Source organism: Brevundimonas sp. (assembly GCF_036676055.1).
In the GTDB taxonomy this organism is placed as follows: domain Bacteria; phylum Pseudomonadota; class Alphaproteobacteria; order Caulobacterales; family Caulobacteraceae; genus Brevundimonas.
Genome location: NZ_JAKFDS010000056.1, coordinates 86694 through 111919 on the forward strand (window position 1 = coordinate 86694; position 25226 = coordinate 111919).

The following is a 25226-nucleotide window of genomic DNA, read 5'->3' on the forward strand; positions in this document are numbered from 1 at the left end:
CCGGCCCGCCGACTCGTCGGCGGGCCGTTTGCGTTAGGGGGAGGCAGGATTCTCTCAGGCGGAGCGGGCCAGGTTTCCGTCGGCGGGGCGGTACAGGCCGCGCAGCCCGGGGACCGGTTCCACCGCGCTCGAAACGCCCAGCACGGTCTCGGCGCTGCCGAGCAGCAGAGAGCCGTCCGCCGCCATCGCCCGCCTGAGCTGGTCGAGGATCTGGCGCTTGGTCTCGATGTCGAAATAGATCAGCACATTGCGGCAGAAGATCACATCGAAGACGCCCAGCCCGGCCGAACCCTGCAGAAGATTGTGCGGCTTGAACCTGACCATCTGCTGAAGCTTGGGAGACACCCGCCAGCCGTCCGGCTCCTGTTTGAACCAGCGCGCCTGACGCTCCGGCGAAAGGCCCCGATTGACCTCGAAGTCATTGTAGAGGCCGGCGCTCGCCTTGCGCAGGATGGGCTCGGACATGTCCGTGGCGAGGATATCCAGTTTCCAGCCCGCCAGCCGATGGCCCATCTCCATCAGGATCATGGCCACCGAATAGGGCTCTTGTCCGCTGGAGCAGGCGGCGCACCATATCCGTAACGATCGCTGGGCCTGGCGGGCGGCGATCAGCGGCGGCAGGATGGAGTCCGCCAGCTGTTCGAAGGGTGCGGCGTCACGGAAAAAATAGGACTCGTGGGTCGCCATGACATCGACGGCCTGCTGCAGCAGGGCCTCCGACGCTCCGATCCGGAGTGCGGCGAGCAACTCCGTCACGGAACCCAGCCCCTGGGCGCGGGCGACCGGGGCGAGGCGACTGGAGACGAGGTAGGCCTTCTCCGGGGTCAGGACGAGGCCGGACCTTTGCCGGACCAGCCGGCAGAAATGGTCGTAGTCGGGTCCGGTCATGACGCCGCTCCGCTGATGCGTCGGACCCAGGGGCCGATCTGGTCGAGGGGCAGGATCCCTCCGGCGAGCCCCGTGGCCGCGGCCGCTCCGGGCATGCCCCAGACCACGCTGGAGGCCTCGTCCTGGACGATGAAATGGCCGCCCGCACGCGCCAGCGCCTCGCAGCCCTGCGCCCCGTCCGAACCCATCCCCGTCAGAATGACGCCCAGCGCCCCGGAGCCGAAGACCCGCGCCGCCGTGCGGAACAGCGGGTCGACGGCGGGACGGCAGAAATTCTCGGGCGGGTCCTGATTCAGGCGCAGCGTCGGCATCGCCCCTTCGCGCGCCACGGTCATGTGCCAGCCGCCCGGGGCGATATAGCAATGGCCCGGCTTGATCCGGTCGCCGTCCTTCGCCTCCGCGCACGGCCGCTCGCCGGCCCGCGTCAGCTGCTCGGCCAGCAGGGCGGTGAAGGTGGGGGGCATGTGCTGGGTCAGCAGGATCGGCTGCTCCACCGCCCCGCGCAGCGCCGCGAACAGCTTCAGCAGGGCGGGCGGACCGCCGGTCGAGGCGCCGATGAGGATGACGCCCGGGCGGGTCCGCGGCGGACGCGCCACGATTGGCGGAGCGGCCATGGCCGGCGTGGGGGCGGTCGGCGTCCGGGCGGCCGCCGCCGGCCGCTTCGCCGCCAGAGCCCTGATCTTGGCTGTCAGCTCGTGGCGGAACTCCTCGGCGGCGCCGAGCCCGGTCTCGGGCTTGGCGACATAGTCGCTGGCCCCGAGATGCAGCGCCTTCATGCTGATCTCGGCGTTCCGCCGGGTCAGGGTCGACGCCATGACCACACGCACGGCCGGATGGCGGGCGACGATCTCGCCCAGCGCAGTCAGGCCGTCCATCACCGGCATCTCGATGTCGAGGACCACGACGTCGACCTCGCGCCGGGCCAGTTCCGCCAGCGCCAGCGCGCCGTTGGCGGCGGTCGCGACCACCCCGATACCGGTCTCGGCGTTCAACTGGCGGGAGATCAGTCCCCGGACGACCGCAGAATCGTCTACGACCATGACCCGGATATCCGTGGGCCGAACCGCCAGTTCGAGTTGAGTCATGGGTCCCCCGATCAAACCGACGGGACGGTCAGGGACAGCTGCACGGCCTTCGCGCTGCTGGATTCTCCTGTCACGAGCATCCTCAATGACGCCCCGCCGTCATGGTTTAGATGAGGCCATTGATAGAGTAATTTTCTGTAAATAGTGTTTGAAGTGTAGCTGTTGCTGAAATTCCGATAGCCCAAGGGATGAGTCAAATAGTGCGCCGTTCTTTATCAAGCATCCTGTTTCGAACAGTCAGTAAGTCGTCAGGGGGCTCAAATTGTACCCAAGGCGTAATTGGCGTCCGGATCCCAGGTTGATGCATTCCAGTTTGGCGGCGCTCACAGGTGAGCAAATCAGGGCGGGTCGTGCGCTCGCCCGTATTGATCAATCAGAGTTGGCGCGGCGCTGCGGCCTGAGCCTGGAGACGATCAAGCGCCTCGAAAGAATCCGCGGCCCCGTGGACGCCAACAGCCGCACGCTTCGCGCGCTGGTCGAGGTCTTTTCGACCATGGGAGTGGCGTTTGACAGCTGCGAGGACGGCGGCACGGGCGTCTGCCTGGCGCCCGGCCAGGCCTTGCGCTCGGCGGCGGGAGCCGGGCGCCCGCCGGGGGCGGCCCGGAGGACGGTTCGGCAGGCCGCCGAGGCCGGGTGCCATCGGCTGATCTACTACAGCACGGCCAACCCCGATAACCCCCGGCCGCTTCATGAGCTGCTCGAGCAGGTCGAGGTTTCAGGGGCTCAGAGAAAGACCACCATGGACGTCACAGGGATTCTGTTCGCGCATGACGGACGGTTCCTCAGCGTCCTCGAGGGGCCGAAAGACAATGTCCGGCAGGTCTACGGCGCGATCTCGTGCGATCGTCGCCATGCGTCCCTGTCTGTAATCAGCGACCAGCCGGCGCCGGCGCGGCATTTCCCGGACTGGGGCGTGTGCTGTGGTCTGTTCCAGTCGGACGCCGAGATGGTCGGGGACGAACCGGCGCTCCGTGAAGGTTTTCATCCCGAAAGCCTGTCCCCGGCGTCGGCGCTCGGACTGCTCAGCGTGATGCGGGATCTGAAGGAGACGTCTCCTCGAAAGGATCTGCACTCGCGGTGCCCCTGTCCGCTGGCGGGCGTCTGCCTCGACCGAATGTGCGCCAGCGGCGCCGCGGCCTCCTGCCAGACGGAGCCGTAGATATCGGCCTGCGACAATCCGCCACATCTCGCTCCTGATTGGGCCCTGGGTGCAAAGCGGCGCCCCTGACGGATGTCAGATGCGCCAACGGGTTGCAGGGTGCGGCGCGCCCCCTCGGGCGCGGCCCGGGTTCGGCTCCGGCGGCTGGTTTGCAGCCCCCCCAAATCGCTTCACGCGTGAGGGCCGGGACCAACCGTGCGGGATATCGATGTGGATGGATCTGACACTGAGGCGACGTTCCATCGTATGATCCAGCCTTCATCGGGAGGCGGCGCAGTGTTGGCCGAGAGGCCGGACGAGCTCCTCTGGCGCCTGAAAAGGGCGCAGGCCCTGGCGCAGATGGGCAGCTGGGAATGGAACATTCTCACCGGCCAGTTGCTCTGGTCCGACGAGATTTTCAGCCTGTTCGGACTGCCGGTCGACGCCTTCGGGGCGAGCTACTCCGCCTTCCTGGATCGGGTTCACCCGGACGACCGGGCGATGGTGGAGGAGGCCGTCAGGCGGGCTGTCGAAGAGGGTGCGGACTATGAGCTGGACCATCGGATCCTTCGGCCCGACGGCGAAGTCCGCTTCGTCCACGAGTCCGGCGAGGTCGAACGTGATCGGGCGGGCGTTCCCCTGCGCATGCGCGGAATCGTTCAGGATGTGACCCGATCGCGGGCGGTCGAGCGATCCGCCACGCGCAATCGCGACATGCTCTCGGGCATGTTCCGGATCTCGCCGGAAGCCATCGTCGTGGCCAATGCGGAGGGGCGGGTCGTCATCTTCAGCGCGGGGGCCGAGGCCGTCTTCGGCTACGCCGCCCACGAAATCGTCGGAGGGCCGATCGAACGCCTGATGCCCGAGCGGTTCCGCGGCGATCACGGCCGGCACGTCGCGCGGTTCGCAGCAGGACCTGACGACAGCCTGCAGATGGCCCAGCGCCGACCCATTCAGGGCCTGCGCAAGGATGGCGTGGAAATTCCGATCGAGGCCTCGCTCGCTCGCATCGTCGCCGGGGGGGAGACCCTCTTCACCACCATCGTGCGCGACCTGACCGAACGCTACGAAGCCGAGGCCTGCCTGGTCGAGGCCCGTGATCGCGCGGAACAGGCCAACCGGGCGAAGTCGGTCTTCCTCGCCAATATGAGCCACGAACTGCGGACGCCGCTAAACGGCATCCTCGGGGTGGCTGAAGCTCTGGCGAACACCGCTGCAGATCCCCGCCAGAAGGAGATGGTGGACATTATCGCGACCTCGGCGCGCGCGCTCGAAGCCCTGCTGACGGACATCCTCGACCTCGCCCGGATCGAAGCGGGGCGACTGGACATCCAGAATGAGGCCTTCGATCTCGGGGCCATGGTCCGGAGCGTCGCGGCGCTCTTCGCCGCGAGTGCAGAGAGCAAGGGCCTGACGTTCCATCTGGACCTGCCGGACTCGTTCGCCCTGACCGTGGCGGGCGATGGCATGCGGCTGCGGCAGATCCTCAACAACCTGCTCAGCAACGCCGTGAAATTCACCGAGACCGGCGGCGTGAGGCTGGCGGTCGAGACGGACTGCAGCGACGGTCAGCGCCGGGTGCGGTTCTCGGTGCACGACACGGGCATCGGCTTTGACGACGGGGTCGGAGCCCGGCTCTTCCAGCCCTTCGAGCAATCGGACGGGTCCATCACGCGCCGCTTCGGCGGCACGGGCCTCGGCCTGTCGATATGCCGGCGCCTGGTCGAGTTGATGGGGGGCTCCATAGAGGCCCGGTCGGTCGCCGGCCAAGGCTCCACTTTCACCTTCGAAGTCAGCCTGGCCCCCGCTCTGACTGAGCCTGACGGTCCTGCCGCAGTTCCCGAATGGACCGGGCAGCCGCTTCGCGTCCTCCTGGCCGAAGATCATCCGGTGAACCGGCGCGTGGTGGAGCTCATCCTCGCGCCCGTGGGTATTGACGTATCCTCGGTGGAGAACGGATCACTCGCGGTCGACGAAGCGGAGGCCGGATCGTTCGACCTCATTCTGATGGACATGCAGATGCCTGTCATGGACGGACTGGAAGCGGTCCGTCGCATTCGGGACAGGGAGGCCGGCGCCGGTCTGCCGCCGGTGCCGATCTGCATGCTCACGGCCAATGCGCTTCCCCATTTCCAGGCCATGGCGCTGGAGGCCGGCGCGGACGGGTTCCTGACCAAGCCCATCAGCGCCGCGGCCCTGATCCAGCAGATCGCCGAGCTTGTCTCCCGGACCAGGGCCGAGGCGGTCATTTGAGCGGCCCGGGCTGACGAAAGGGGAGGGTGGAAGCTGGAAACAGCAGGACCCTGAGAACGGCCAGCGTACGGCGCGGGCCCGGGGCTAGGCTGCGCCCCCTGAGACGGTCTCAAAGGCGGGGACCGGGTCGATCAGGCTGTCATAGATGGCGCTGATGAACCGGTCCGCGTCGCCTTCCAGGGCATAGGAGGCGGTGGGGTGGCGCTGGCGGATCTCGTCCAGGGTCTCGCCGGCGGCGATTCCGGCCGCCACCTGATCCCGAACGTCCGTCAGCATGTCGCGATAGGCCATCAGTTCCGCCTTGGTGGCGACGTCTCCGTGGGCCGGAACGACCTGGGTGTGGGAGTCGGCGATCGAAAGGGCGATCTCGACCGAGGCGATCAGGCCCTGGATGCTCCCCCCGCTGCTGCGGTCGATGAAGGGGAAGAGCCCGTTGAAGAAGACGTCGCCCATGTGGAGCACGTTCGCCGTCTCCAGATAGACGAGGCTGTCGCCGTCGGTGTGGGCCGAGGGCGTATGGCGAAGCTTCACGACCTCGTCGCCAAAATTCAGATCGAGGGTGTCGTCGAACACCACGACGGGCAGGGCGATATCGGGCGAGGCCGGGACCGTACGACCGTATGCGGCCATGAACTGGTCGGTGGCCAGACGCGCCCTTACGCCGCGATGCGCGATGATCACCGCGCCCTCGCGGGCCAGTCGGGCATTTCCGCCGGAGTGATCCAGGTGCCAGTGTGTGTTGATGACGTAACGGATCGGATCAGGAGAGATGGAGCCGGCCGCGGCCAGCATCTCCTCAATATCCATCGGCCGCTCATCGTCGATCAGCAGCACGCCGCGCTCGTCGGGGACCATGACAACGTTTCCGCCGCTTCCGACCAGCAACCACGCCGTGGGCGCCAGTTGCCGAAAATTGTCTGTGGTCTGCGCCGCGGCGGGGGGCGCTCCAAGCATCAAGGCGAGCGAGCCTGCGAGGGCGGCGAATTCGGGTCGGGACAAGTTCACATCAGCTCCGGATCAATGTTGAAAGGCGTTCTCGATGGAAGCGAGCAAGCGGTGGCCGGCGTCGCTCAGGGCCGCGCGCCGGCCCCGGCCATCTCCCGGGTCTCTCAGCAGCACGAGCAGGCCATATCCGGGCTTGGCCGAACCCCGGCGTCCGGCGATCAGCATCGCCACGCTGCGGGATACGGTCGCCTGACTCTCGCCGGTCCGGTCGCCGAGCTCGTTCAGCCGGAGGCCTTCTTCGGCGGCCACCGTCAGGAAAATCAGGAACTGCGTGAAGGTCAGGCCGGGCGCACGGGCCCGCGCGATCGCGATCGCCCTGACCAACCCTCGCGCCGGAGACCGGAGCGAGAGGGGCGGGGCGCCTGGACGGCCTCCCTGGGAAAGCGACAGGTTCAAGAGTGCGACGAGTTCAGCATAGGGAGGCCCCGGAGCGCCCTGTGTTTACCACTTTGCGCCCCCGTGAGCCCCGCACGATCACAGCAGTGCTTGCAGTTTTGTCGCCATAAAACGGGCCTTGGGCGCGAAGGTTGACCGCCGGTCGCGCCCCGCGAGGCCCCAATGGATTTTCCGCACCCCTTTTCAACGATCCCGCTATCTGACCTAATTTGAGGATGTCCCGGGAGGTCAAAGGCAATGCGGGTCATAGTGGCGGACGACGAACCTCTCGCCCTGGGCCAGATGCGGTCGTCGCTTGCGTGCATTCCGACCGTGGAGGTCGTTGGCTGCGCCCGAAACGGGGTGGAGGCCCTCGCCATGATCCGGAGCCTCAAGCCCGATCTTGTCATCCTGGACATCGAGATGCCGGGCAGAAGCGGGCTGTCGGTGATCGAGAACCTGCGGATCGGCGAAGCCATACCCGAGGTCATATTCTCCACTGCCTTCGCCCACTATGCGGTGAAGGCCTTTGAGGTGAATGCGGTCGACTATCTGACCAAGCCGGTCTCGTTCGAGCGGCTGCGTGATGCGGTTCGCAACGCCGAAGAACGCCTGGCCGCCCGTACGGCGAACCAGAGGTTCGCCGAGTTGCAGGCGCTGATCGTCGCCCTGCAGGCCGACGCCGGAAGTGACGGCCAGGTATACGAACAGGAGCTGTGGATCCGGCGCAAGGAAGGCCTGGAACGGCTGCCGGTCAAGGCGATCGAACTGATCGAGGCCCAGGGCGACTATGTGAATCTCCATGTGGGCGACGAGATGCATCTCATCCGCGGTACGGTCAGCTCGCTTGAGCACCGGCTCAATCCGGCCCTCTTTGTGAGAAGCCACCGCTCCTTCCTGGTCAACATCACGCGCGTGCGAGGCATCCGTCGCAAGACGGGCGGGCGCATGGAGTTGACGCTCGACACTGGCCGACTGGTGGCCGTGGGCCCGAGCTACGCCGAGAGCACGCTGAAAGCGGTCAACGCCAAACGCTGGCGCTAGCGACCAGACTGCAAACAAGCACGACGAACCGCCGACCCATTCGGTCGAATGGCCGCCGGCTGCGACCGCCCGGGCCCTCGAACCTGCATGGTCGTGACCGGAAAATGGTTCGGCGCGTCCGGCGTTCACGAGGTCAATCAAGGCAGTCAAATCTGCGTTCCGGTCCATTCCTTATTGTATTTAGATAACTTGATACAATATCAGCACGCAGGTGTCGTAGTCGGTAAATCGGCGTTACAATTGAGTTGTTCCTCCTTGTCGGACTGTAGTCTTAATCGTGCAGCGCGTTGTCTGGCTGAGGTCAGGCGCGTCGTTCGTCACAACCAGATTAGTCGTCGGGCGCTTCGGCGGTCGGCGGTGGTTCCAGGAGGGGTTTAATGAATATCCATCACTCAGTGCGGCAGCGGCTTTTGGTCGGGACCATTGTCGGCGGATCGCTGCTCGCGATGGCCGGATCGGCCTTCGCCCAGGAGGTCGCCCGTCCGGCGGGCAACCTCCAGGATCAGGACGAACAGGCGACCGACATCGGTGAAGTCGTCGTCACCGGTTCGCGAATCCGCCGGGACCCGACCAATTCGCCGACCCCGCTGATCCAGCTCACGGGCGAACAGTTGCTGACCACCGGCCAGTCCACGGTGATCGATTATCTGGCGACCGTTCCGGCCCTTCAGAACTCACTGGTGCCGTCCGACACGACAGGCGCGAACCTTGGGATCGGCGGCCTTGCCCTGCCGAACCTGCGCTCGCTCGGCGCGGGCCGCACCCTGACCCTCGTCGACGGTCGCCGTCACGTCGGATCCAACGGCGGTCAACTCGCGGTCGACGTCGACGCCGTGCCCCGGCTGCTGATCCAGAACGTCGAGATCGTCACCGGCGGCGCCTCATCCGTCTACGGCGCAGACGCCGTCTCGGGCGTACTGAACTTCATCCTGAAGAAGGACTTCGAAGGCCTCGAGATCGACGCCAACTACGGCATGGTCAACGAAGGCGGACAGGCCAACAAACGCCTTTCGGTCCTCGCTGGCGCCAATCTGCTGGATGATCGTCTCAACATCTATGTGCACGGAGAGCTCGAGGATACCGACGAAGTCAAGGTCCTGGACATCGACTGGCTCACAGAGGCGTATTCGCTGGTCGGCCTCGACGCCGATCCTGCCACGATCCCGTCCGACGGCGTGACGGACAACGGCCTGTTCAGCAACTTGCGAACCTTGAGCCGCCCCCGGTGGGGCCAGACGACTCTCGCCAATTTCCAGCGCCCAAGCGCACTGCTCGATCCGGACGTACCCTTGGCGGTGTGTAACCCGGCAGGCAATTTCCGCTCGGCCAATTGCTTCGGTGTTGACCCCGCAAAAACCTTTGTCTTCGAGGGCCCAACCGCGCGTCTGGCCAACTTCGGTCGGCGCGTCGGCGAAACCGGCGTGAACCGGCCTCTCAACATCGGCGGCGACGGCGACAACATATCCTCGTTCGGACAGTTCACGCGCGTTCCCAGCTCAACATCAAGGCGGTTCCAAGCCGGGGCAAACTTCGAGGTCACGTCCGACATCCACGCGACTTTCGAGGCGAAATACGTCAACGAGGACACCTTCCACATCGGGCAGCCCGTCTTCTACGACTTCTTCATTTCCAACACTCCTCTGGCTACGGCTCTGCCTCGGGCGGACGGCTTCAACCAGTTTGACTTGCGGTTGGAAGACAACGCCTTCATCCCGGCCAATCTTCGTGCGGCCATTCAGGCCAACACTCTGACGCCGTTCTCAGCGCCGACCAACAACGCGCCGGGTGTGGCGCAGGCGCCGGTCGCGGCCGCCTTCGCACGCCATGGCCTGTTCGGTCCTGACCGGACGCAGGACAATACCCGAGAATTGTCGCGGTTCGTATTGGGCTTGGCGGGGGAACACGACCGGTTCGGCTTCGTCGACAATATCAGCTGGGACCTGTCCTATACCTATGGGGAGATCGAGGCCCGCAACACCGAGCGAGGCACCGACAACCTGCGTGTCGCGCTGGGGGCCGACGCCGTGGTGGATACGGCCGGCGTTCTCGGGACGCCGGGGGCCATCGTTTGCCGCTCACGGATCCTGAACGCTCAGGGGGCTCCGCTGACGGACTTCTTCCTGGGCGGCGGAGATCTGCGCAACACACAGGTCGGCCGCGATGCTATCGCTCAGTGCGTGCCGTTGAACGTCTTCGGAAACGGCAATCAGAGTGAGGCCGCGCTCGCCTACATCGACGCCGCGATCACGACCGTCGAGCACAACGAGCAGGAGCAGGCGGTCGCTTCCGTTTCCGGTCAGCTTTGGGATGTCTTCGGCGCGGGACCGATCGGGGTGGCGCTCGGCGCAGAGTACCGTCGTGAATACACGGATGCCATCGGCCGCGACGCCGATACGGCGGGACGGTCACTGTTCCTGAACACCGGGCCGGACTTCCTCGGATCCGAGTATGAAAGCGAAGAGGTTTTCGCTGAGCTGTCCTTACCGTTGTTCAGCAATACCTGGTTGGGCGAATACGGCGAGCTCAGCGGCTCGTACCGGACAGCTGACTACACCACTGTCGGAAAGGTGGACGTCTTCGGTGTGAATCTGGTCTATCGCCCGATTGCCGATATCACGTTCAAGACCAGCTTCAACTCGTCGGTGCGCGTGCCTGACCTGAGCGAGAATTTCTCGCCCTTCGTCCAGACCTTCGCGAACGGATTCGTCGATCCCTGCGCGACGACCAGCATCAATTCGCCGACGCTTTCGGCCGCCATCCGGGCCAACCGCATCGCCAACTGCACGGCCCTCGCGCAGCAGAAGGGCCTGACGTTCGACTTTGCCGGCGCGACGCTGACGAACATCGACGATTTCAATCCTCTGTACCCCGCCAACAGCGTCAGCGGGTCCATCGGGGGCAATCCGGATCTGAAGCCGGAAGAGTCGGACAGCTTCACCTTCTCGACCGTGCTGGAGCCCCGGTTCTTCCCTAATCTGAGCCTCGTTCTGGACTATTACGAGATTCAGATTTCGGACGTCATCGCGACAATCACTGGCCAGACGCTCGCCAACAACTGCGTCAGCAGCGTGGGTCTGGACCCCGTGGCGTGCGGCTTTGTCTTCCGCAACAACCCGGCCATCCCGTTTGGTCTCGGCGCGCCGCAGGGCGATCCGATCGGCGGTTTCAAGGAAGGCACCGTCAACTTCGCCAAGTTGGAAACCCGCGGTCTTGACTTCACGGCCCGCTACCGTCTCGACACCGAGGAAATGTTTGGTCGGAACTGGGGCCAGGTCGACTATTCGATCAGCGGTCTGTGGCTTCTGGACCAGAAGCAGTTCCTGAACTCCGGCAACCCCGACGACTTCGTTGAGCTGGCGTCCACGGTCTCCGGAACGCAGGCGTTCCCGCGCGTGCGATTCACCTCGTCGCTCACCTGGACGCCGAACGAAATCTGGAGCTTCAACTGGACGGCGGACTTCCAGACGGCTTCGGATATCATCCAGCGTCGGACGTTCATTCTGAACAACGACAGCCGCTCGCCCGACCTGCTGGATACCGGGAACTTCACCCGTCACGACTTCACGGTCCGCTACAAGGTCGACGAAACCCTGTCGCTGCGCGCCGGCGTGGTGAACGCTTTCGACGCGGAACAGGCCCGGGTCCTGGGCTCGACCCTGATCTCCAACTATGACGCCTATGGGCCCCGCTTCTTCATCGGCCTGAACTACCGCCCCTACTAGGGCTTACGATCCGGTCCAGACTGAGGGCGGCTCCGCGAGGAGCCGCCCTTTTTTTGACAGGCGCCTCTCCGACGGATTTCGATGAAGTATCGCGCAACCATTTCTCTCGAGTTTGACGCCTTCGATCATCCGGAGCTCAGTCAGCGCACGGATGAGCTGACCGAGTGGCTCAAGGAATTCGAACAACGCTTCGGCCCGGCTACGTTGGTCGTGAAGGAACGGCGGCCCCGAAGCCTGCCGCGCGCTGCCGCGCCGGCGCAGATCTGGGCAGGCGGTGAGGAGCGGACTTCTATTGCGGAATGCGAAACCGCCCATATTGTCGGCGCCGCGGAGCGGCCCGTTTATCGGCGCGGACAGATGAGCTGAAGCATGTTCGACCGCCATCCCTCCGCCGCGCGAATAGCCAGGGATCCTGCGCTCGACAGGCAGGCCGTCCTGTTCGCCGCGGGGGTATGGGCAGCCGAGCTGATTCAGTGGTTCGTTCGCTCCCTCTCCAACGACAGTCTCGGCGGGCCGAAGGAAATCCTTGAGAAGGTCATCTACAACGGCCTCGCCTTTGCGCTGACCTCCGGGATATGGGCCATACTGCGGTTGCGCGGGCCGTTCACGGCCTGGGGATTCGTCCGTGCGGCGGCGCCTCTCATTGTCGCGGCGTCAGCGCTCAACACGATCCTGAGCTGGGCGATCTTCTATTTCTACACGCCCGTCCGGGAGCCGCTGTTCCCGCTCACGCTCGACTGGATCCGGGCTGCGCCCCAGCCGCTCTCCTACCTGTGGGTCTTCCTGACCTGGGTTTGCCTGGTGGCCACCCTGGTCGGCGCCGAGCAGGTGTATGCGCGCGAGCGCGCCTTGGCGGAAAGCGAGAGTCAGGTGCAGGAGGCGCGGCTGCGGGCGCTGCGGTACCAGATTCACCCGCATCTGGTTTTCAACAGCCTGAACGCCATTCTGGCGCTGCTGGATGCCGGTGAGCCCGGCAGGGCGCGGCGCACCCTCGAACTTCTGTCCCGGTTCCTTCGAGACTCGCTCGCGGCGTCCTCGGAGAGTCTTGTGGTGCTCGACAGCGAGCTGGAAAGTCAGCGGCTGTACCTGGATATCGAGGCCGTCAGGTTCGCGGATCGGCTAGAGGTCAGCATGGCTGTCGCGCCAGAGGCCCGGGTCGCCCTGGTGCCTCCGCTTATCCTCCAGCCGCTCGTTGAGAACTCGATCAAGCACGGGCTGTCACGGTCCCTCGAGGGCGCGATGATCGATATCGGTGCGCTCAGGGTGGGCGATCGCCTTCATCTCTGGGTCGAAGACGACGCCCTCGTCACCGGCCCGCCTCGTTCTGGTGGACTGGGAATTGGCCTCGACAACATCCGCTCCCGACTCCAGGCCCAGTACGGGGAAGACGCTGTCCTGACCGCCGGGCCGACGGGGAGGGGCTGGCGATCGGAGATCGTGATGCCCTTCGAGGTCGAGGTTACGGGGGCGGCGGTTGACCCTGCCCGGGCTGACGCAGACCAACCCGCGTAACTTGGAGCCCCCGGCAGGGCTCCGTCAGGCCCTTGAGCTGACCCGCTTCAGCGGAGCGTCGAAGGCGTAGCCCATGCCCCAGATGTTGCGGATCGGAAGGTGTTCCGAGCTGACCTTCCGGAATTTGCGCCGCAGGCGGCTGATTGAGACCCTGAGATTATTGGCTTCGGCCGAATGCTTTTCGACGGAGAGGACTTCCGTCGGCTCCTCGACCAGGGCGTCGATCAACTCGACATCGCCCTTGGACAGTTCGCACACCGTGCCGGCCGGCGATCGGAGCAGGCGGCTGACGTCATTCAGGACCCAGGACCTGGGAGCGTCGTCCGGCAAAGGCGGCGAACCGGGCTCGCCCCTCCGCTGGGCGCCCCGACGGACCAGGGATTTTGCTCTCGCCAGGATTTCCCGCGGATCGCTGTCCCGCCCAAGGAAATCATCCGCGCCGAGCTCAAGGGCGACGATCCGATCGACGACATCGTCGGTCTCCGACAGGACGATCAGATACGGTGAAGGCAGGGCGCTGATGCGCAGGATCAGCGATGAGACGTTGGAATCCATCACCCGGGCCGTCACCAGAAGCACATCGGATTGGTGCAGCGCGGCGTCGGGCAGGGCGTCAGCGGACAACGGCCAGCTATGGACGATCGCCCCTCTGTCCTCGAGCGCCAGGCGGAGGGCGGTCGCTTCCGGTCGGTCATGGCCGACGGACACCAGGCCTAGAACGATCGTTTGCTCATCTAAGGCGGTAGGGCGGGCTGCGCTGACAGGCTTCGGGTTCAAGGTGCAACATCCGGGTTGGGCGGAAAGGAGCCGGTGAAAGAGTTGCGTCAGGGTAATCCTGATGAGGGAATTCGGTCGCGATTGACGCCAGCGTCATTGACTGAAGGCGTCATCCGTCGCGCCTCCTCGCGGGTTCGGCGCACCCGTCCTTCCGGAGACGGCCATCGACCGGGGCGCGGGGCCCGACACGGTCGGCCGGTCAGGCGTTCCCCTGACCGGTCGGTCGCGCGCCCCCGTCAGCTGGCGGGGTCCGCTTTCGCCGGGTCCGCGCGAACCACGACAGTGTCGATGACGGGCAAGACGCCCTCTGCCGGCATGCCGACCCGAAGGGCGTGCTCCCTGATCGATTCAGGGTCCCGGGCCTGGTAGATGCAGATCGTACCGAGGCGACCGTCCTCTTCCGCGACGACGTAGCTGCGAATCCAGCGCACGCGATCGGGCATCTCGTCGTTGCCGATCCTGGCGGATCGCTCGGCGGTCGCCTTGAGTTCCTCGGCATTGGCCCAGGCGCTCGGCCGGCGGATGACATACAGGTTCATGCTTCGACTCCAGAGGGTTGTGATGGCCGGCTGGAGGAACCGGCATGGTCCCCCCGATTAGCCCGTCAGGCGTCGCGCGGCGGCCGTTCGCGCGGGGTGGGCGGCGAAACGACGGCGCAGGTCCGGGGGGAATGGACCTGCGCCGCCGCCACTATCACCAGCTCAGGCTGACGCGCCCGTACAGAAAGCGGCCGTTGAACCCGAATGGCGAATAGTTGGAGAACGCCAGGGCGCCGTTGGAATTGACGGTCGCGGGCGTGAAGTCCGGGTATTCGTCGAAGAGGTTGTTCACTCCGACGGCCAGATCGACGTTTTGCGTGATCTGATATCGCCCCTCGAGATCCACCAGCGTCTTGTCGCCGGTGTGCACGTCGAAGGCTGGATCGGTGTTGCTGAATGGGTGAAGGACATCAGAGAAGCGCTGAAGCCTCAGCGTGCCGGCGAAGTCTCCCTGCGTCAGGTCGGTGCTGAAGACCAGCTTGTCGTGCGGCGTGCCTTCTTCCAGCGTCAACACATTGATCCGGTTGAACAGGGCGGGCGGATTGGGAATGGGCACCCCGGTCGGAATCGTGGGGACCCGGGTCACATCGGTGCTGTTGAAGTTGGCGGCGAGAGTGAAATCGAGCCGGCCCGCATCGCTATAGGCCAGGCGGTAGCGCCCCACGATGTCGACGCCCTTCGTCGTGGTGTCGACGCCGTTGACGAAGAAGCGGGCGCCGCCGACCGAACCGCCCGAGCCGGGCGGGTTCAGCAGGTTGAAGATCGCCACGGCGGTCGGATTGCCCGTGGGGCTGCCCAGCAGATTCTCCGACAGGACGATGCGGTCGGTGATGTCGATCTGATAGGCGTCAACGGTCAGTTCGAACGGCCCGCGATGGAAGACGGCGCCGAAGGAATAGTTGGTCGATTCCTCCGCATCGAGGGGGCGGGCGCCGAGGGCCTGGGCAACCGGATCCGTGGCCGGGAAGGTGGTGACCTCGACCGGCGTGCTGACGCCGCCGATGACGATGAAGTTGATCGACGTGGCCGTGAAGAACGACTGTTGGAGACCGGGCGCCCGGAAGCCTGTCGAGACGGCTCCCCGGAACGCCAGATTGTCGGTGACATCATAACGCGCGGCGATCTTGCCAGTCGTCGCGCTTCCGAAGTCGGAGAAATTCTCGAACCGGACCGCTCCGCTGATATTGAGTTGCTCTGTCAGACGGGCGTCGAGGTCCAGATAGAGGCCGACCGAGTCGCGGCTCTCGTCGACCTCATTCGACGGCCTGAAGCCGATGAAGCCCTGGGCGCCCGCCCCGGCCCCCGGACGGCCCGGGACGAATTGGAAGGACGCCAGCTCGCCGGCGAAGATCTCGAAATGCTCCCGTCGGGCTTCGACCCCGAAGGCGACGTTGAGGGGTTCAAACAGGCCGACCTCGTAGCGGCGTACGAAGTCGAGTCCGAGAACGAACTGATCATATTCCAGGCCGCCGGCGTCGAAGCTCGTCGGCGAATTGGGAACCAGCGAACCGTTGATCGAATCCTCTACGCGATAGTCGATCTCGTTGCGGCCGTAGACCAGGTTCAAATCCATATCGAACCCGGCGATCTCACCACGCACGCCGGCCCCGGCTGAGAGATCGTCCGCGGTCGGGGCGATGATCGGCAGGAAACCGTCCGGGTAGACGGCGGGGTCGTTGTTGGGATTGTTGAAGGTGCGGGGCGTCGCGGCGCTTTCAGCGAGCCGGTGCTGAAAGCCCGAAAATCCATACAGCTCGAAGCCGTTGTCCATCGGCAGGCCGGCATTCAGGTAGAGGGTCGCATCCCGGGTGTCCGGATCGCCATAGCGGCTGGTGATGCGCGCGGGGCGGGGGGCGAGGCGGGGGTCCAGATCCCCCCGGCTGGTCGGATTACGGTCGCGGTACTCCGCCGACACCGTCAGGAAGCCGTCCTCGCCCAGCGGCAGGCCCTGCCAGCCGGCCACGGTGATCGTGCGGCCATCCTTTTCAGTCCGGCCTTCGGGAATGCGGGCGGTCGCGAAATTCGTATTGTACTCGCCGACTGTGGTGATCATTCCGCCGCCCTCGCGGGCCTCGCGCAGGCGCAGGTTGATGACGCCGGCGATGGCGTCGGATCCGTACTGGGCGGAGGCGCCCTCACGCAGAACTTCGACCCGTTCGATGGCGACCGAGGGGATGGCGTTCAGATCGACGGCGGCCGAGCCGCGGCCGATGGAGCCGTTGACGTTCACTAACGCTGACGCGTGCCGCCGGGCGCCGTTCACCAGCACCAGCGTCTGGTCAGGCGACAGTCCCCGCAGCGTGGCCGGCCGGATCGAGTCGGTGCCGTCCGTGATCGACGGGCGGGAAAAGCTCATCGAGGGAACGAGATTGGAAAGCGCCTGGGCCAGCTCGGTGGTGCCCTGCCGTTCCAGCGCCTCGGCCGGGATGACATCGACGGGTGCGATGGTGGTCAGCCGGGTCCGGTCCGCGACGCGCGTGCCCGTGACGATCACCTCGTCGAGTACGGACGCATCCGCTCCGCCGCCCTGCGGCATCTGTTGCGCCGAAGCGGCCAGCGGGAAGGCAAGCAGGGCGCCGGCGGAGGCGCACGCCAGGAAGGCGCTGCGCGTGGGAGAACCAGTCATAGTCCAGGCCTGTAGTGTGTTTGGGAGTTGCCAAGACGGCTAGATTCAGACCGGTTAGTCAACAGTATAAGACTATAACTGCGGAAATCATCCAGAGCATTGGGTCAGCATTGTGAAGTATTACATTCCACGATCGACCGGCAATGCATAGTGTTCGAAATATTACCGAATTGTTGCGCGGCAAAGCCTCTGTTTCGACCAGATGCTGAGGTCTCGACGATCCGGATTTTTGGGGTGCAGGCGTTCGATTTGCGCGCGCGTGCGCTGGGACACTTTGGAGAGTGCGATGGGTTGGCGTGCGATGTTGTTGATCTCGGGCGCGTCGAGCCTGGGGCTTGGCGTTCCGGCGATGGCTCAGAGTCCTGGCAAACCCCTTCTGGACATGCGGACCCGATACGAATTCGCCGACCAGGAGCGAAGTCCGGAGCAGGCCAATGCGCTCACGTTCAGGGTTCGGGCTGGATATGAGACCGGAGCATGGCGCAATTTCCGCGCCCTGGGGGAGGTCGAGGCGGTGGCCGCCCTCGCCGGGGACTTCAACGATACGATCAACGGCCAGACCGCCTATCCGGTGGTCGCCGATCCCGACGCGCTTGAAATCAACCGCCTGCAGGTGGCCTACACCGGCCTCGCCGGCTCCACGATCACCGTGGGGCGCCAGCGGATCATCCTGGACAATGCGCGCTTCGTCGGAAACGTCGGATTTCGGCAGAACGAGCAGACGTTCGACGCCATTCGGGTCGAGACCGATGCGGCCGGCCCGCTCCATATCGACTATGCCTATGTGACCCGGGTTCAGCGGATTTTCGGGCCGGACAGCGTCCAGGACGACTTCACCGGGGATACTCACCTGCTGAACGTCAGTTCGGCCACGCCCGTCGGCAAGCTGACGGGATACGGCTATTGGCTGGACCTGCAGGAGGCGCGGAGCCTCTCGTCGGCCACCGTCGGCTTGCGGCTGGCGGGCGCCGTGCCGGCGACAGCGGGCTGGGGCGCCGACTACGCTGTGGAGCATGCCCGCCAGAAGGAGCACGGCGACGCTGTCCGCCCCTATGACGCCCAGTACAGCCAGGCCGAAATCACCGTGAAGCATGGCGCTGTCAGCCTATCGGCCGGAGGCGAGATGCTGACCGGCGACGGGGTCAGCGCCTTCCAGGCCCCGTTGGGCACCCTTCATGCGTTCCAGGGCGCCGCGGATCAGTTTCTGGTGACGCCCGCCGACGGCCTGAGGGATCTGTACCTGAGGGGCGGATATCAGACGGGCCCGGTGGGCGGATTCCGATCCACGCGAGTGGGATTCGAGGTTCATGACTTCACCGACGATACGGGGCGAAAGGACTTCGGAAACGAAATCGACATCGCCCTGCGAGGAGTGCTCTCGGCGCGCTGGGCGATCGACCTGAAGGCGGCCTGGTTCGAGGGGCGGCCGGGCGGTCCGGATGACCTGACGCGGGTCTGGGCCGCCGTCGAATTCAAGCTCTAGGCGGGGAGGGCCTGATGACCCTCCCCGCGCCGCGACGGTTTGCGCCGTCAGAACGAGTACTTCAGGCCAACGGTCCAGGAGGTCGAGGCGTAGTCGGCGTCCTGCACGGAATCGAGCGTCCCGATCGTGGTCGGCGTGCCGTTGATGATCGTGTTCTCGACGAAGCGCTGGGTCTGCATATCGCCGACTTCCAGCGTACGGACGTCCGCGGTCAGCGACCATTTGGAGGTCAGCACCAGCTCCGCGCCGGCGATGAACTGGTGCGCCGAGGTGGTTTCCGAGTTCGTGATGCCGATCAGGATGTTTCCCGGCGAAGACCCGATCGCGGCGGGGTTGGCGACCAGGTAGCCGATGTCGTGGTTGACGTTGGCGAGCCCGTAGCCCGCGCCCGCGTGAAACCGGACGCGGTCGAAGTAGACCGGCGTATCATAGATCAGCTGGATCTGGCCGGTGGTGACGGCGACGCTCCGGTCCGGGCGGATGGTGCGGGCGACGCCGTTGAGGTCGACGCCTTCCAGGTCCGACTTGCGGGAGCTGAGTTCGAGTTCGGCGCGGAAACGGCCAAAGCCGTACTCCGGCGTGGCGACGCCCAGGGCGCCGCCCGTGATCGAACCTTCGTCGAGGGTGATCACATTGAGGCGGGCCTGACCGGCGGCGTTGACGCCGTCGAGCACCTCCTTGTCGGGCGAGTCGCCTCCGGCGAAGGCCGTGACGTAGAAGCCGTTCTGGGCCGACGCCTGACCTGCGGCGGCCGACATCGCCAAGGCTGTGGCGAGAAGGACGATCTTGTTCATGAGAGTGTTTCCCGAAGCGCCGCCCCGATCGGCTGGCGACTGAAAACACCCGTCCCGAGGAATCCATCTGACCTTCCGTCGAGCCCTCCGCGATTTTTTTCCGGACCAAGCTTGGCTGTTGCTGACGCCATCCGGTGGAGCTAGAGCGGACCGGTGCACTCCCCCCTTTCCACGCCCGTTCGAGACGGTTTGCCGGCGCTTCTGCCCCGGCTGTGGCGCTTTGCGGTCGTCCTGAGCGGCGATCGTGAGACGGCCAACGACCTGGTTCAGGCGACCTGCACGCGGGCCATCGAAAAGGAAGAGCAGTTCATTGCCGGGACCCGTCTCGACCTCTGGACGTTCTCGATCCTCTCGTCGGTCTGGAAGAACCAGCTACGCTCCATGGCCGTGCGGAAAGGCGTCGGCCAGGTTAGCGCAGAAGAGGCCCTGACGGGCGACCTGTCGATCGAACTCGAAACGACTATAACGACGCGTCAGGTGTTGACCGCTGTAGGACGGCTGCCCGAAACGCATCGAAGCGCCGTCCTGCTGGTTTATGTGGAAGGTTGCTCCTACAGGCAGGCTGCGGAAACTCTTGAGATTCCGGTTGGCACCCTGATGAGCCGGCTTGCAGCGGCGAAGGCAGGACTGGCCCGGACCTTGACGGTGCCCGGCGGAAGAGGGGAGGCGCACGATGATTGACCGCACGCCTCCCTGGTCGGACCTCGAACTGATCGCCTATCTGGCCGGCGAATCTTCCGAGGAGCAGCGGACCGCGATCGACGCCGCGCTCGAGACCGACGACGCCCTGGGCGAACGGCTGATGGCGCTCGACACCTTCCCCGGCGGGGTGGCGGACTCATTCGGGTCGCTGCTTGACGCCGCACCGGTGGCCGAACTCAACGAGCGGCTCTTGGCATCCGCGGCGCGGGTGGATGCGCGACGGCGCGCGCCGCAGATGGATCGCCGATGGGCGGCGGGCGGCATGGCCGCTGCGCTGGCTGCTGCCTTCGGGGCGGGGCTGTGGAGCGGGCGCGGCGTCCTTGCACCGTCGTCACCCGCGATCGAACCCGTCGTGACGCCGCCCGCGCCGCCGAGCGGTCCGACGCCCTGGTTCGAGTCGGTGGCCGCCTATGTCGGCCTGTTCTCGGCAGAGACCTTTGAACGGAATCCTCTCAGCGAAGCCGACCGCGCCAGCAGCCTGGCCCTCGTGGGCGACCGGACGGCCCTCGATCTTTCGGGTCTCGCCCGCGTCGGTGGACTTCGCCTCCAGCGGGCTGAGCTGCTGCAACTGGGCGGCAAGCCGCTGGGGCAGGTCGCCTATCTCGACTCCAGGAACCGTCCGGTCGCGATCTGCATCCTGCTGCGTCCCACGCCGCCCGGAGGCTTCCCCCCGTCTCCCGATCATCCCGAGTTCAAGGCGGTTCGAGCCGGAAACCTGCAGATCGTCCATTGGGACGTTCAGCCCTACGGCTTCCTGGTTATCGGCCCGCAGAGCCAGGATGAGCTGAATGGCCTGGCGAAACAGGTCGCGGGATCCATTCAGCGGACCTGACGGCGGGAACGCCGCGATGTTCGGTTCTGTCGGCGACCCGTAACGAAAGCTTCCCCGGCCCTCCCGGGGCGCATGGTGTAGCCTGTCCCTTGGCGACGAAGTCCGCGCCCTCCGCGCTGAACGAACGGCGTCATGGGATGAAGGCGGGTTTCGGCACGGTGAGGGTTGGCCGCGCGCGGGAAGATGGTCCTTTCCATCTCAGTCACGCCGGGGCTCTCCTTGAAAACCACATCAATCCGCAAACTCCTCCTGTCGACGACCATGATCGGCGGCGCGACTGCAGTCCTGGCGATGGCTGCGCCGGCCCTCGCGCAGGAAGCCAATCCGACCGAGATCGAGGAAGTCATCGTCACCGGCTCGCGCATCCCGCAGCCCAATCTGGTGACCACCAGTCCGGTCACCCAGGTCACCGGCGAGGACATCGACACCGCCGGCGTGACCCGCATCGAGGATCTGGTCTCGCAGCTGCCGCAGGCCTTCGCCGCGCAGAATTCCACGGTGTCCAACGGCGCCTCGGGCACAGCCACGGTGTCGCTGCGCAACCTCGGTTCGACGCGCACCCTCGTGCTGATCGACGGTCGTCGCATGGGCCATGGCTCGCCGAACGACGCCGCCGCCGACCTCAATCAGATCCCGGAACAGCTGGTCGAGCGTGTCGAGGTCCTGACCGGCGGCGCCTCGGCGGTCTACGGTTCCGACGCGATCGCCGGTGTCGTCAACTTCATCATGCGGAAGAATTTCGAGGGTGTTCAGCTGGACGCCCAGTACGGCTTCTACCAGCACAACAACGACTATGACGGCGTCGGCAACATCCGCGCCGAGATTGCGCGTCGCGGCCTGACCAACCCCACCGAGTTCCGGCTACCCGACGACAACGTCATCGATGGAGAGAGCCGCTCGCTCAACCTGACCCTCGGCGCCTCGACAGGAGACGGCCGCGGAAACATGATGGCCTACGCCGGTTATCGCAACAACAACGCGATCGTGCAGGCCGACCGCGACTTTTCGGCCTGCGCTATCGGGGCTCCGGACGACGATACGGGCCCGACGACCTTTTCCTGTGGCGGTTCGGGCACATCGTTCCCGGGCCGATTCACCGATTTCGGCCTCAATACCAATTCCAGCGATGGCCTGGACGGGGTGGCGGGGACGGCGGACGACGTGCCGGACACCAACCCGTTGCCCTCGTACAACCTGACGCTCGCGCCGGGCGGTGGATTCACCGACTACAATAGCGCCCTGAACGACTACAATTTCGGTCCGCTCAACTTCTTCCAGCGACCGGACGAGCGCTACACCTTCGGCGCTTTCGGCCGGTACCAGGTCAACGACAAGGCGGAAGTCTTCGGCCAGCTGATGTTCTCGGACTACCAGTCGGTCGCCCAGGTCGCCCCCTCGGGCAATTTCTTCAGCACGGCGAGCATCAACTGCGACAATCCGCTGCTGTCCGCCGCCCAGGCCGCGGCCATTGGCTGCGGCGCCCCGGCTCTGGCGGCCTCGATCACCATCGATCCGTCGACGGGCCGGCCCTTCCTGGCGGATCCCAATCGCGTGCCGCTCTTCATCGGCCGCCGAAATGTTGAAGGCGGCGGACGTCAGGACAGCCTGAACCACACCTCCTTCCGCGGAGTCGTCGGCGTTCGTGGCGAGATCGCCTCCGGCTGGAACTACGATGTGGCCGCACAGTTCTCGCGGGTTCGTCTGGCGCGGACCTTCCTGAACGATTTCTCGGTCACGCGTCTCGGCCGGGCCCTTGACGTCATCGACGTCGGCGGCGTCGCGACCTGCCGGTCGGTCGTCACCGGGGTCGACGCGAACTGCGTGCCCTACGACGTCTTCTCATCGGGCGGCATAAATCAGAAAGCGCTCGACTACCTGCAGACCCCGCTGATCCAGACGGGCGAAACGTCCCAGCAGATCATCACCGCCGCCGTCACGGGCGACACGGGCTGGTCGATGCCGACGGCGTCCGAAACCCTTAAACTCGCTTTCGGCGCCGAATATCGTCGCGACTACCTGAGTTCGGTCACGGACAATGCCTTCGCCACCGGCGACGGGGCGGGTCAGGGCGGACCCAACATCGGCTTCACCGGCGACACCAACGTGGCTGAAGTCTTCGGCGAGTTTCAGCTGCCGCTCGCCAATGACCAGTCATGGGCCTACTCGGCCTCGATCGACGGCGCCTACCGCCGTTCGGAGTACGAGAATTTCGGCACTGACACCTACAAGCTCGGCGCCGACTACGCGCCCGTTGAAGACATCCGCTTCCGCGCCAGCTATTCGCGCGCCGTGCGGGCCCCGAACGTGATCGATCTGTTCACGGCCCAGGGCTTCAACCTGTTCGACATGGACGCCGATCCCTGCGGCGATGTGAGCGGGACCTCGGTCCAGCAGGCCACGCTGGCGCAGTGCCTGGCCACCGGCGTTCCCGAGAGCCAGTATCGTTCGGCCAGCCTCAACAGCCCGGCCGGTCAGTACAACTTCCTGCAGGGCGGCAACGCCAACCTGACGCCGGAAGAAGCCGACACCTATACGTTTGGTGCGGTGTGGTCGCCTGCGTTTGCGCCGCGCTTCAACATCTCGGTCGACTGGTTCGACATCAGGATCGATCAGGCGATCCAGACCCTGGGCGCGTTGAACACCATCAGCCTCTGCTACCAGGGCAACGATGCTGCGGCCTGCTCGCGGATCAAGCGCGATCCCTCCGGATTGCTCTGGATCGGCAACGGCAACGTCGAGGATCTGAACATCAACATTGGCGGATTCCAGACCTCTGGCGTCGACGTCAATGCGAACTACGGCGTGGATCTGGAAGACTGGGGCCTGCCGACCTACGGTTCGCTGCAGTTCTCCGCTGTCGGCACCTGGCTGAACGAACTGGTCACCGACACCGGCGCCGGTACGACCGATTCGGTCTATGATTGCACCGGCTTCTTCGCCAACCAGTGCGGAAGTCCGAACCCCGAATGGCGTCACCGCGCCCGCATGACCTGGGTCACCCCCTGGGATCTGAGCCTGACGGGCGCCTGGCGCTACTACGGCGAGGCCGAACTCGCTGTGCTCGCCCCGGACGGTTCGCTGAACAACGCCGGCGACCGTATCGACCGCTTCTTCGACGCCGAGAACTATGTCGATCTGGCCGCGACATGGGAGGTGATGGATACCGTCACCTTGCGGGCCGGCGTCAACAACGTGTTCGACAATGACCCGCAACTGTCCACCAGCGTGGGCGGGAACGGCAACGGCAACACCTTCCCGCAGCTCTACGATTCGCTCGGCCGGTTCTTCTTCTTCGGGGCCACGGCCAACTTCTGATCCCGATCCAGGGAATGCTTCCCCGCCGGCCGTGCGCCGGCGGGGAAGTTCGTTTGGGCCCTCACCGTCGCAGGCGGCTGATCTCCCGAGGGACCCGGCCGGGCGCGACCTCCGGCTATCGCGCGGGATCGCATCCCGGCCGGATGATCTTCAAACATTGAATGCGGGAGCGAAGGCCTCACCCGGGTCTCGCGCGTCTCCGGGCCGCCCTCAGTCCGATGCTTCGGCCGGACTGCGGACCGCCTGGCGCAGCACGTCCAGCGCTTCACCGATCCGGTCGCCGAATGCCGGGTCGGACGCGATCTCGTCTGCCGTGAAAGTCCTGCCCGCAAGGGGAACGGTGATGCACGCCCCTTCGATAACGTCGGCGGACATCGTCTCCAGTGTCAGCTTCAGGGCCGCTTGGGCGTGAACGGCGCGGGTGGATGTGTTGAACATGGCGACCGGCGTGCCGGCGAAGTCCGGACTTCCGACCAGCCAGTCGAGGGCGTTCTTGAACGAGCCCGGGATCCCTCGCGCGTACTCCGGGCATGAAAGGATCAGGGCGTCCGCGTCGGTGCAGAGCCGGCGCAACCGCGCGACCGGCGCTGGGAGGGGGGCGTCTCCACCTTCGACGTCAGGATTGAAATGGGGCAGGGCCCCCAGGTCCTCGTAAAGGCGGATCACAAGCGGGGGCGCCGCGAGCATCCGGGCCGCGCGCAGGAGCGAGGTGTTCGACGATGAGGCGCGCAGGCTTCCGGAGATTGCGAGGAACTGCATCCGCAAATCACCGGGTCCGAAGGAACAATGCGTCAGCCTCGAATGCTCTGGATCAGGCCCGCGGCGCAATCGGCTCCGGCCCCGCCGCCTCGGCGGGGATGTCTTTTTCTCCCCTCGACACGATCGTCGCCGCGACGAGGTCGCCGGTGACGTTGAGCGTGGTGCGGCACATGTCGAGGAAGCGGTCGACGCCGAGGATCAGGCCGATGCCCTCGGCCGGCACCCCGACCATGGTCAGGATCAGGGCGATGACCGGCAGCGATCCGGCCGGCACCCCCGCCGTGCCGATGCCGCCGAGGATGCACACCAGCATCACCACCAGCTGTTGCTGCAGGTTCAGGTCGACGCCGAAGAACTGGGCCAGGAACAGCACGGTC

General features: G+C 65.6%; 20 protein-coding genes. 10 read left to right on the forward strand and 10 right to left on the reverse strand.

Annotation, left to right across the window (positions count from 1 at the left end; translation table 11 throughout):
• Positions 1–54: 54 nt before the first annotated feature.
• Both V6M45_RS10255 and V6M45_RS10260 read right to left on the reverse strand, forming a co-directional pair.
• On the reverse strand, positions 55–888 hold the full coding sequence (locus tag V6M45_RS10255; RefSeq protein ID WP_332656101.1) for a CheR family methyltransferase: 834 nt from the start codon (positions 886–888) through the stop codon (positions 55–57).
• The gene (locus V6M45_RS10260; RefSeq protein ID WP_332656103.1) at positions 885–1928 is read right to left on the reverse strand and encodes a protein-glutamate methylesterase/protein-glutamine glutaminase; all 1044 of its coding nucleotides are present in this window, start codon (positions 1926–1928) and stop codon (positions 885–887) included. Before V6M45_RS10260 ends, V6M45_RS10255 begins: the two co-directional genes overlap by 4 nt.
• A 358-nt stretch (positions 1929–2286) precedes the next feature.
• Between V6M45_RS10260 and V6M45_RS10265 the strand changes: the two genes are divergently transcribed.
• Positions 2287–3132 carry a BLUF domain-containing protein gene (locus V6M45_RS10265; RefSeq protein WP_332656105.1) on the forward strand — a complete coding sequence of 282 codons (846 nt, stop codon included), beginning with the start codon at positions 2287–2289 and terminating at the stop codon, positions 3130–3132.
• Between the two features lie 246 nt (positions 3133–3378).
• Positions 3379–5364: an ATP-binding protein gene (locus tag V6M45_RS10270; protein ID WP_332656107.1), complete on the forward strand. Its 1986-nt coding sequence runs from the start codon at positions 3379–3381 to the stop codon at positions 5362–5364.
• Between the two features lie 84 nt (positions 5365–5448).
• Here V6M45_RS10270 and V6M45_RS10275 read toward each other — a convergent pair whose 3' ends face one another.
• Entirely contained in the window at positions 5449–6318 is an 870-nt protein-coding gene (locus tag V6M45_RS10275) for an MBL fold metallo-hydrolase (RefSeq protein WP_332656133.1), read from the reverse strand.
• A gap of 63 nt (positions 6319–6381) precedes the next feature.
• Positions 6382–6693: a MarR family winged helix-turn-helix transcriptional regulator gene (locus tag V6M45_RS10280; protein ID WP_332656108.1), complete on the reverse strand. Its 312-nt coding sequence runs from the start codon at positions 6691–6693 to the stop codon at positions 6382–6384.
• A gap of 309 nt (positions 6694–7002) precedes the next feature.
• Between V6M45_RS10280 and V6M45_RS10285 the strand changes: the two genes are divergently transcribed.
• The 4 genes from V6M45_RS10285 to V6M45_RS10300 all read left to right on the forward strand — a co-directional run bounded on the left by V6M45_RS10285 (position 7003) and on the right by V6M45_RS10300 (position 13022).
• Complete coding sequence (locus tag V6M45_RS10285; protein WP_332656109.1) at positions 7003–7788, forward strand: LytR/AlgR family response regulator transcription factor; 786 nt, start codon at positions 7003–7005, stop codon at positions 7786–7788.
• A gap of 377 nt (positions 7789–8165) precedes the next feature.
• On the forward strand, positions 8166–11510 hold the full coding sequence (locus V6M45_RS10290; protein WP_332656110.1) for a TonB-dependent receptor domain-containing protein: 3345 nt from the start codon (positions 8166–8168) through the stop codon (positions 11508–11510).
• Positions 11511–11591: 81 nt separating this feature from the next.
• A complete protein-coding gene (locus V6M45_RS10295; RefSeq protein ID WP_332656111.1) occupies positions 11592–11876 on the forward strand; it encodes a hypothetical protein in 285 nt (94 codons plus the stop codon).
• Between the two features lie 3 nt (positions 11877–11879).
• Positions 11880–13022 (forward strand): sensor histidine kinase, encoded by a 1143-nt coding sequence (locus tag V6M45_RS10300; protein WP_332656113.1) that lies wholly within the window; start codon positions 11880–11882, stop codon positions 13020–13022.
• Between the two features lie 24 nt (positions 13023–13046).
• Here V6M45_RS10300 and V6M45_RS10305 read toward each other — a convergent pair whose 3' ends face one another.
• From V6M45_RS10305 to V6M45_RS10315, 3 genes are all read right to left on the reverse strand, one after another.
• Complete coding sequence (locus V6M45_RS10305) at positions 13047–13646, reverse strand: winged helix-turn-helix domain-containing protein (RefSeq protein WP_332656114.1); 600 nt, start codon at positions 13644–13646, stop codon at positions 13047–13049.
• A gap of 389 nt (positions 13647–14035) precedes the next feature.
• Positions 14036–14338, reverse strand: a complete 303-nt coding sequence (locus V6M45_RS10310) for a nickel-binding protein (protein WP_332656116.1) — start codon at positions 14336–14338, stop codon at positions 14036–14038.
• A gap of 154 nt (positions 14339–14492) precedes the next feature.
• Positions 14493–16964 carry a TonB-dependent receptor plug domain-containing protein gene (locus tag V6M45_RS10315; protein WP_332656117.1) on the reverse strand — a complete coding sequence of 824 codons (2472 nt, stop codon included), beginning with the start codon at positions 16962–16964 and terminating at the stop codon, positions 14493–14495.
• 382 nt (positions 16965–17346) lie between these two features.
• Between V6M45_RS10315 and V6M45_RS10320 the strand changes: the two genes are divergently transcribed.
• A complete protein-coding gene (locus V6M45_RS10320; RefSeq protein ID WP_332656118.1) occupies positions 17347–18447 on the forward strand; it encodes an alginate export family protein in 1101 nt (366 codons plus the stop codon).
• Positions 18448–18494: 47 nt separating this feature from the next.
• Here V6M45_RS10320 and V6M45_RS10325 read toward each other — a convergent pair whose 3' ends face one another.
• Positions 18495–19241: an outer membrane beta-barrel protein gene (locus tag V6M45_RS10325; protein WP_332656120.1), complete on the reverse strand. Its 747-nt coding sequence runs from the start codon at positions 19239–19241 to the stop codon at positions 18495–18497.
• A 153-nt stretch (positions 19242–19394) separates the two neighbouring features.
• Between V6M45_RS10325 and V6M45_RS10330 the strand changes: the two genes are divergently transcribed.
• From V6M45_RS10330 to V6M45_RS10340, 3 genes are all read left to right on the forward strand, one after another.
• A complete protein-coding gene (locus tag V6M45_RS10330) occupies positions 19395–19922 on the forward strand; it encodes an RNA polymerase sigma factor (protein ID WP_332656122.1) in 528 nt (175 codons plus the stop codon).
• Positions 19915–20775 (forward strand): hypothetical protein, encoded by an 861-nt coding sequence (locus tag V6M45_RS10335; RefSeq protein ID WP_332656124.1) that lies wholly within the window; start codon positions 19915–19917, stop codon positions 20773–20775. The genes V6M45_RS10330 and V6M45_RS10335 overlap by 8 nt, the downstream gene beginning before the upstream one ends.
• 219 nt (positions 20776–20994) lie before the next feature.
• Complete coding sequence (locus tag V6M45_RS10340; protein WP_332656126.1) at positions 20995–24090, forward strand: TonB-dependent receptor plug domain-containing protein; 3096 nt, start codon at positions 20995–20997, stop codon at positions 24088–24090.
• 210 nt (positions 24091–24300) lie between these two features.
• Here the strand turns inward: V6M45_RS10340 and V6M45_RS10345 are convergent, their stop codons facing one another.
• Together V6M45_RS10345 and V6M45_RS10350 are read right to left on the reverse strand one after the other, a co-directional pair.
• Positions 24301–24849 (reverse strand): NADPH-dependent FMN reductase, encoded by a 549-nt coding sequence (locus V6M45_RS10345; protein ID WP_332656134.1) that lies wholly within the window; start codon positions 24847–24849, stop codon positions 24301–24303.
• Positions 24850–24901: 52 nt separating this feature from the next.
• Positions 24902–25226 (reverse strand): dicarboxylate/amino acid:cation symporter (locus V6M45_RS10350; protein WP_332656128.1); only part of this gene is annotated, 325 nt, incomplete at its 5' end.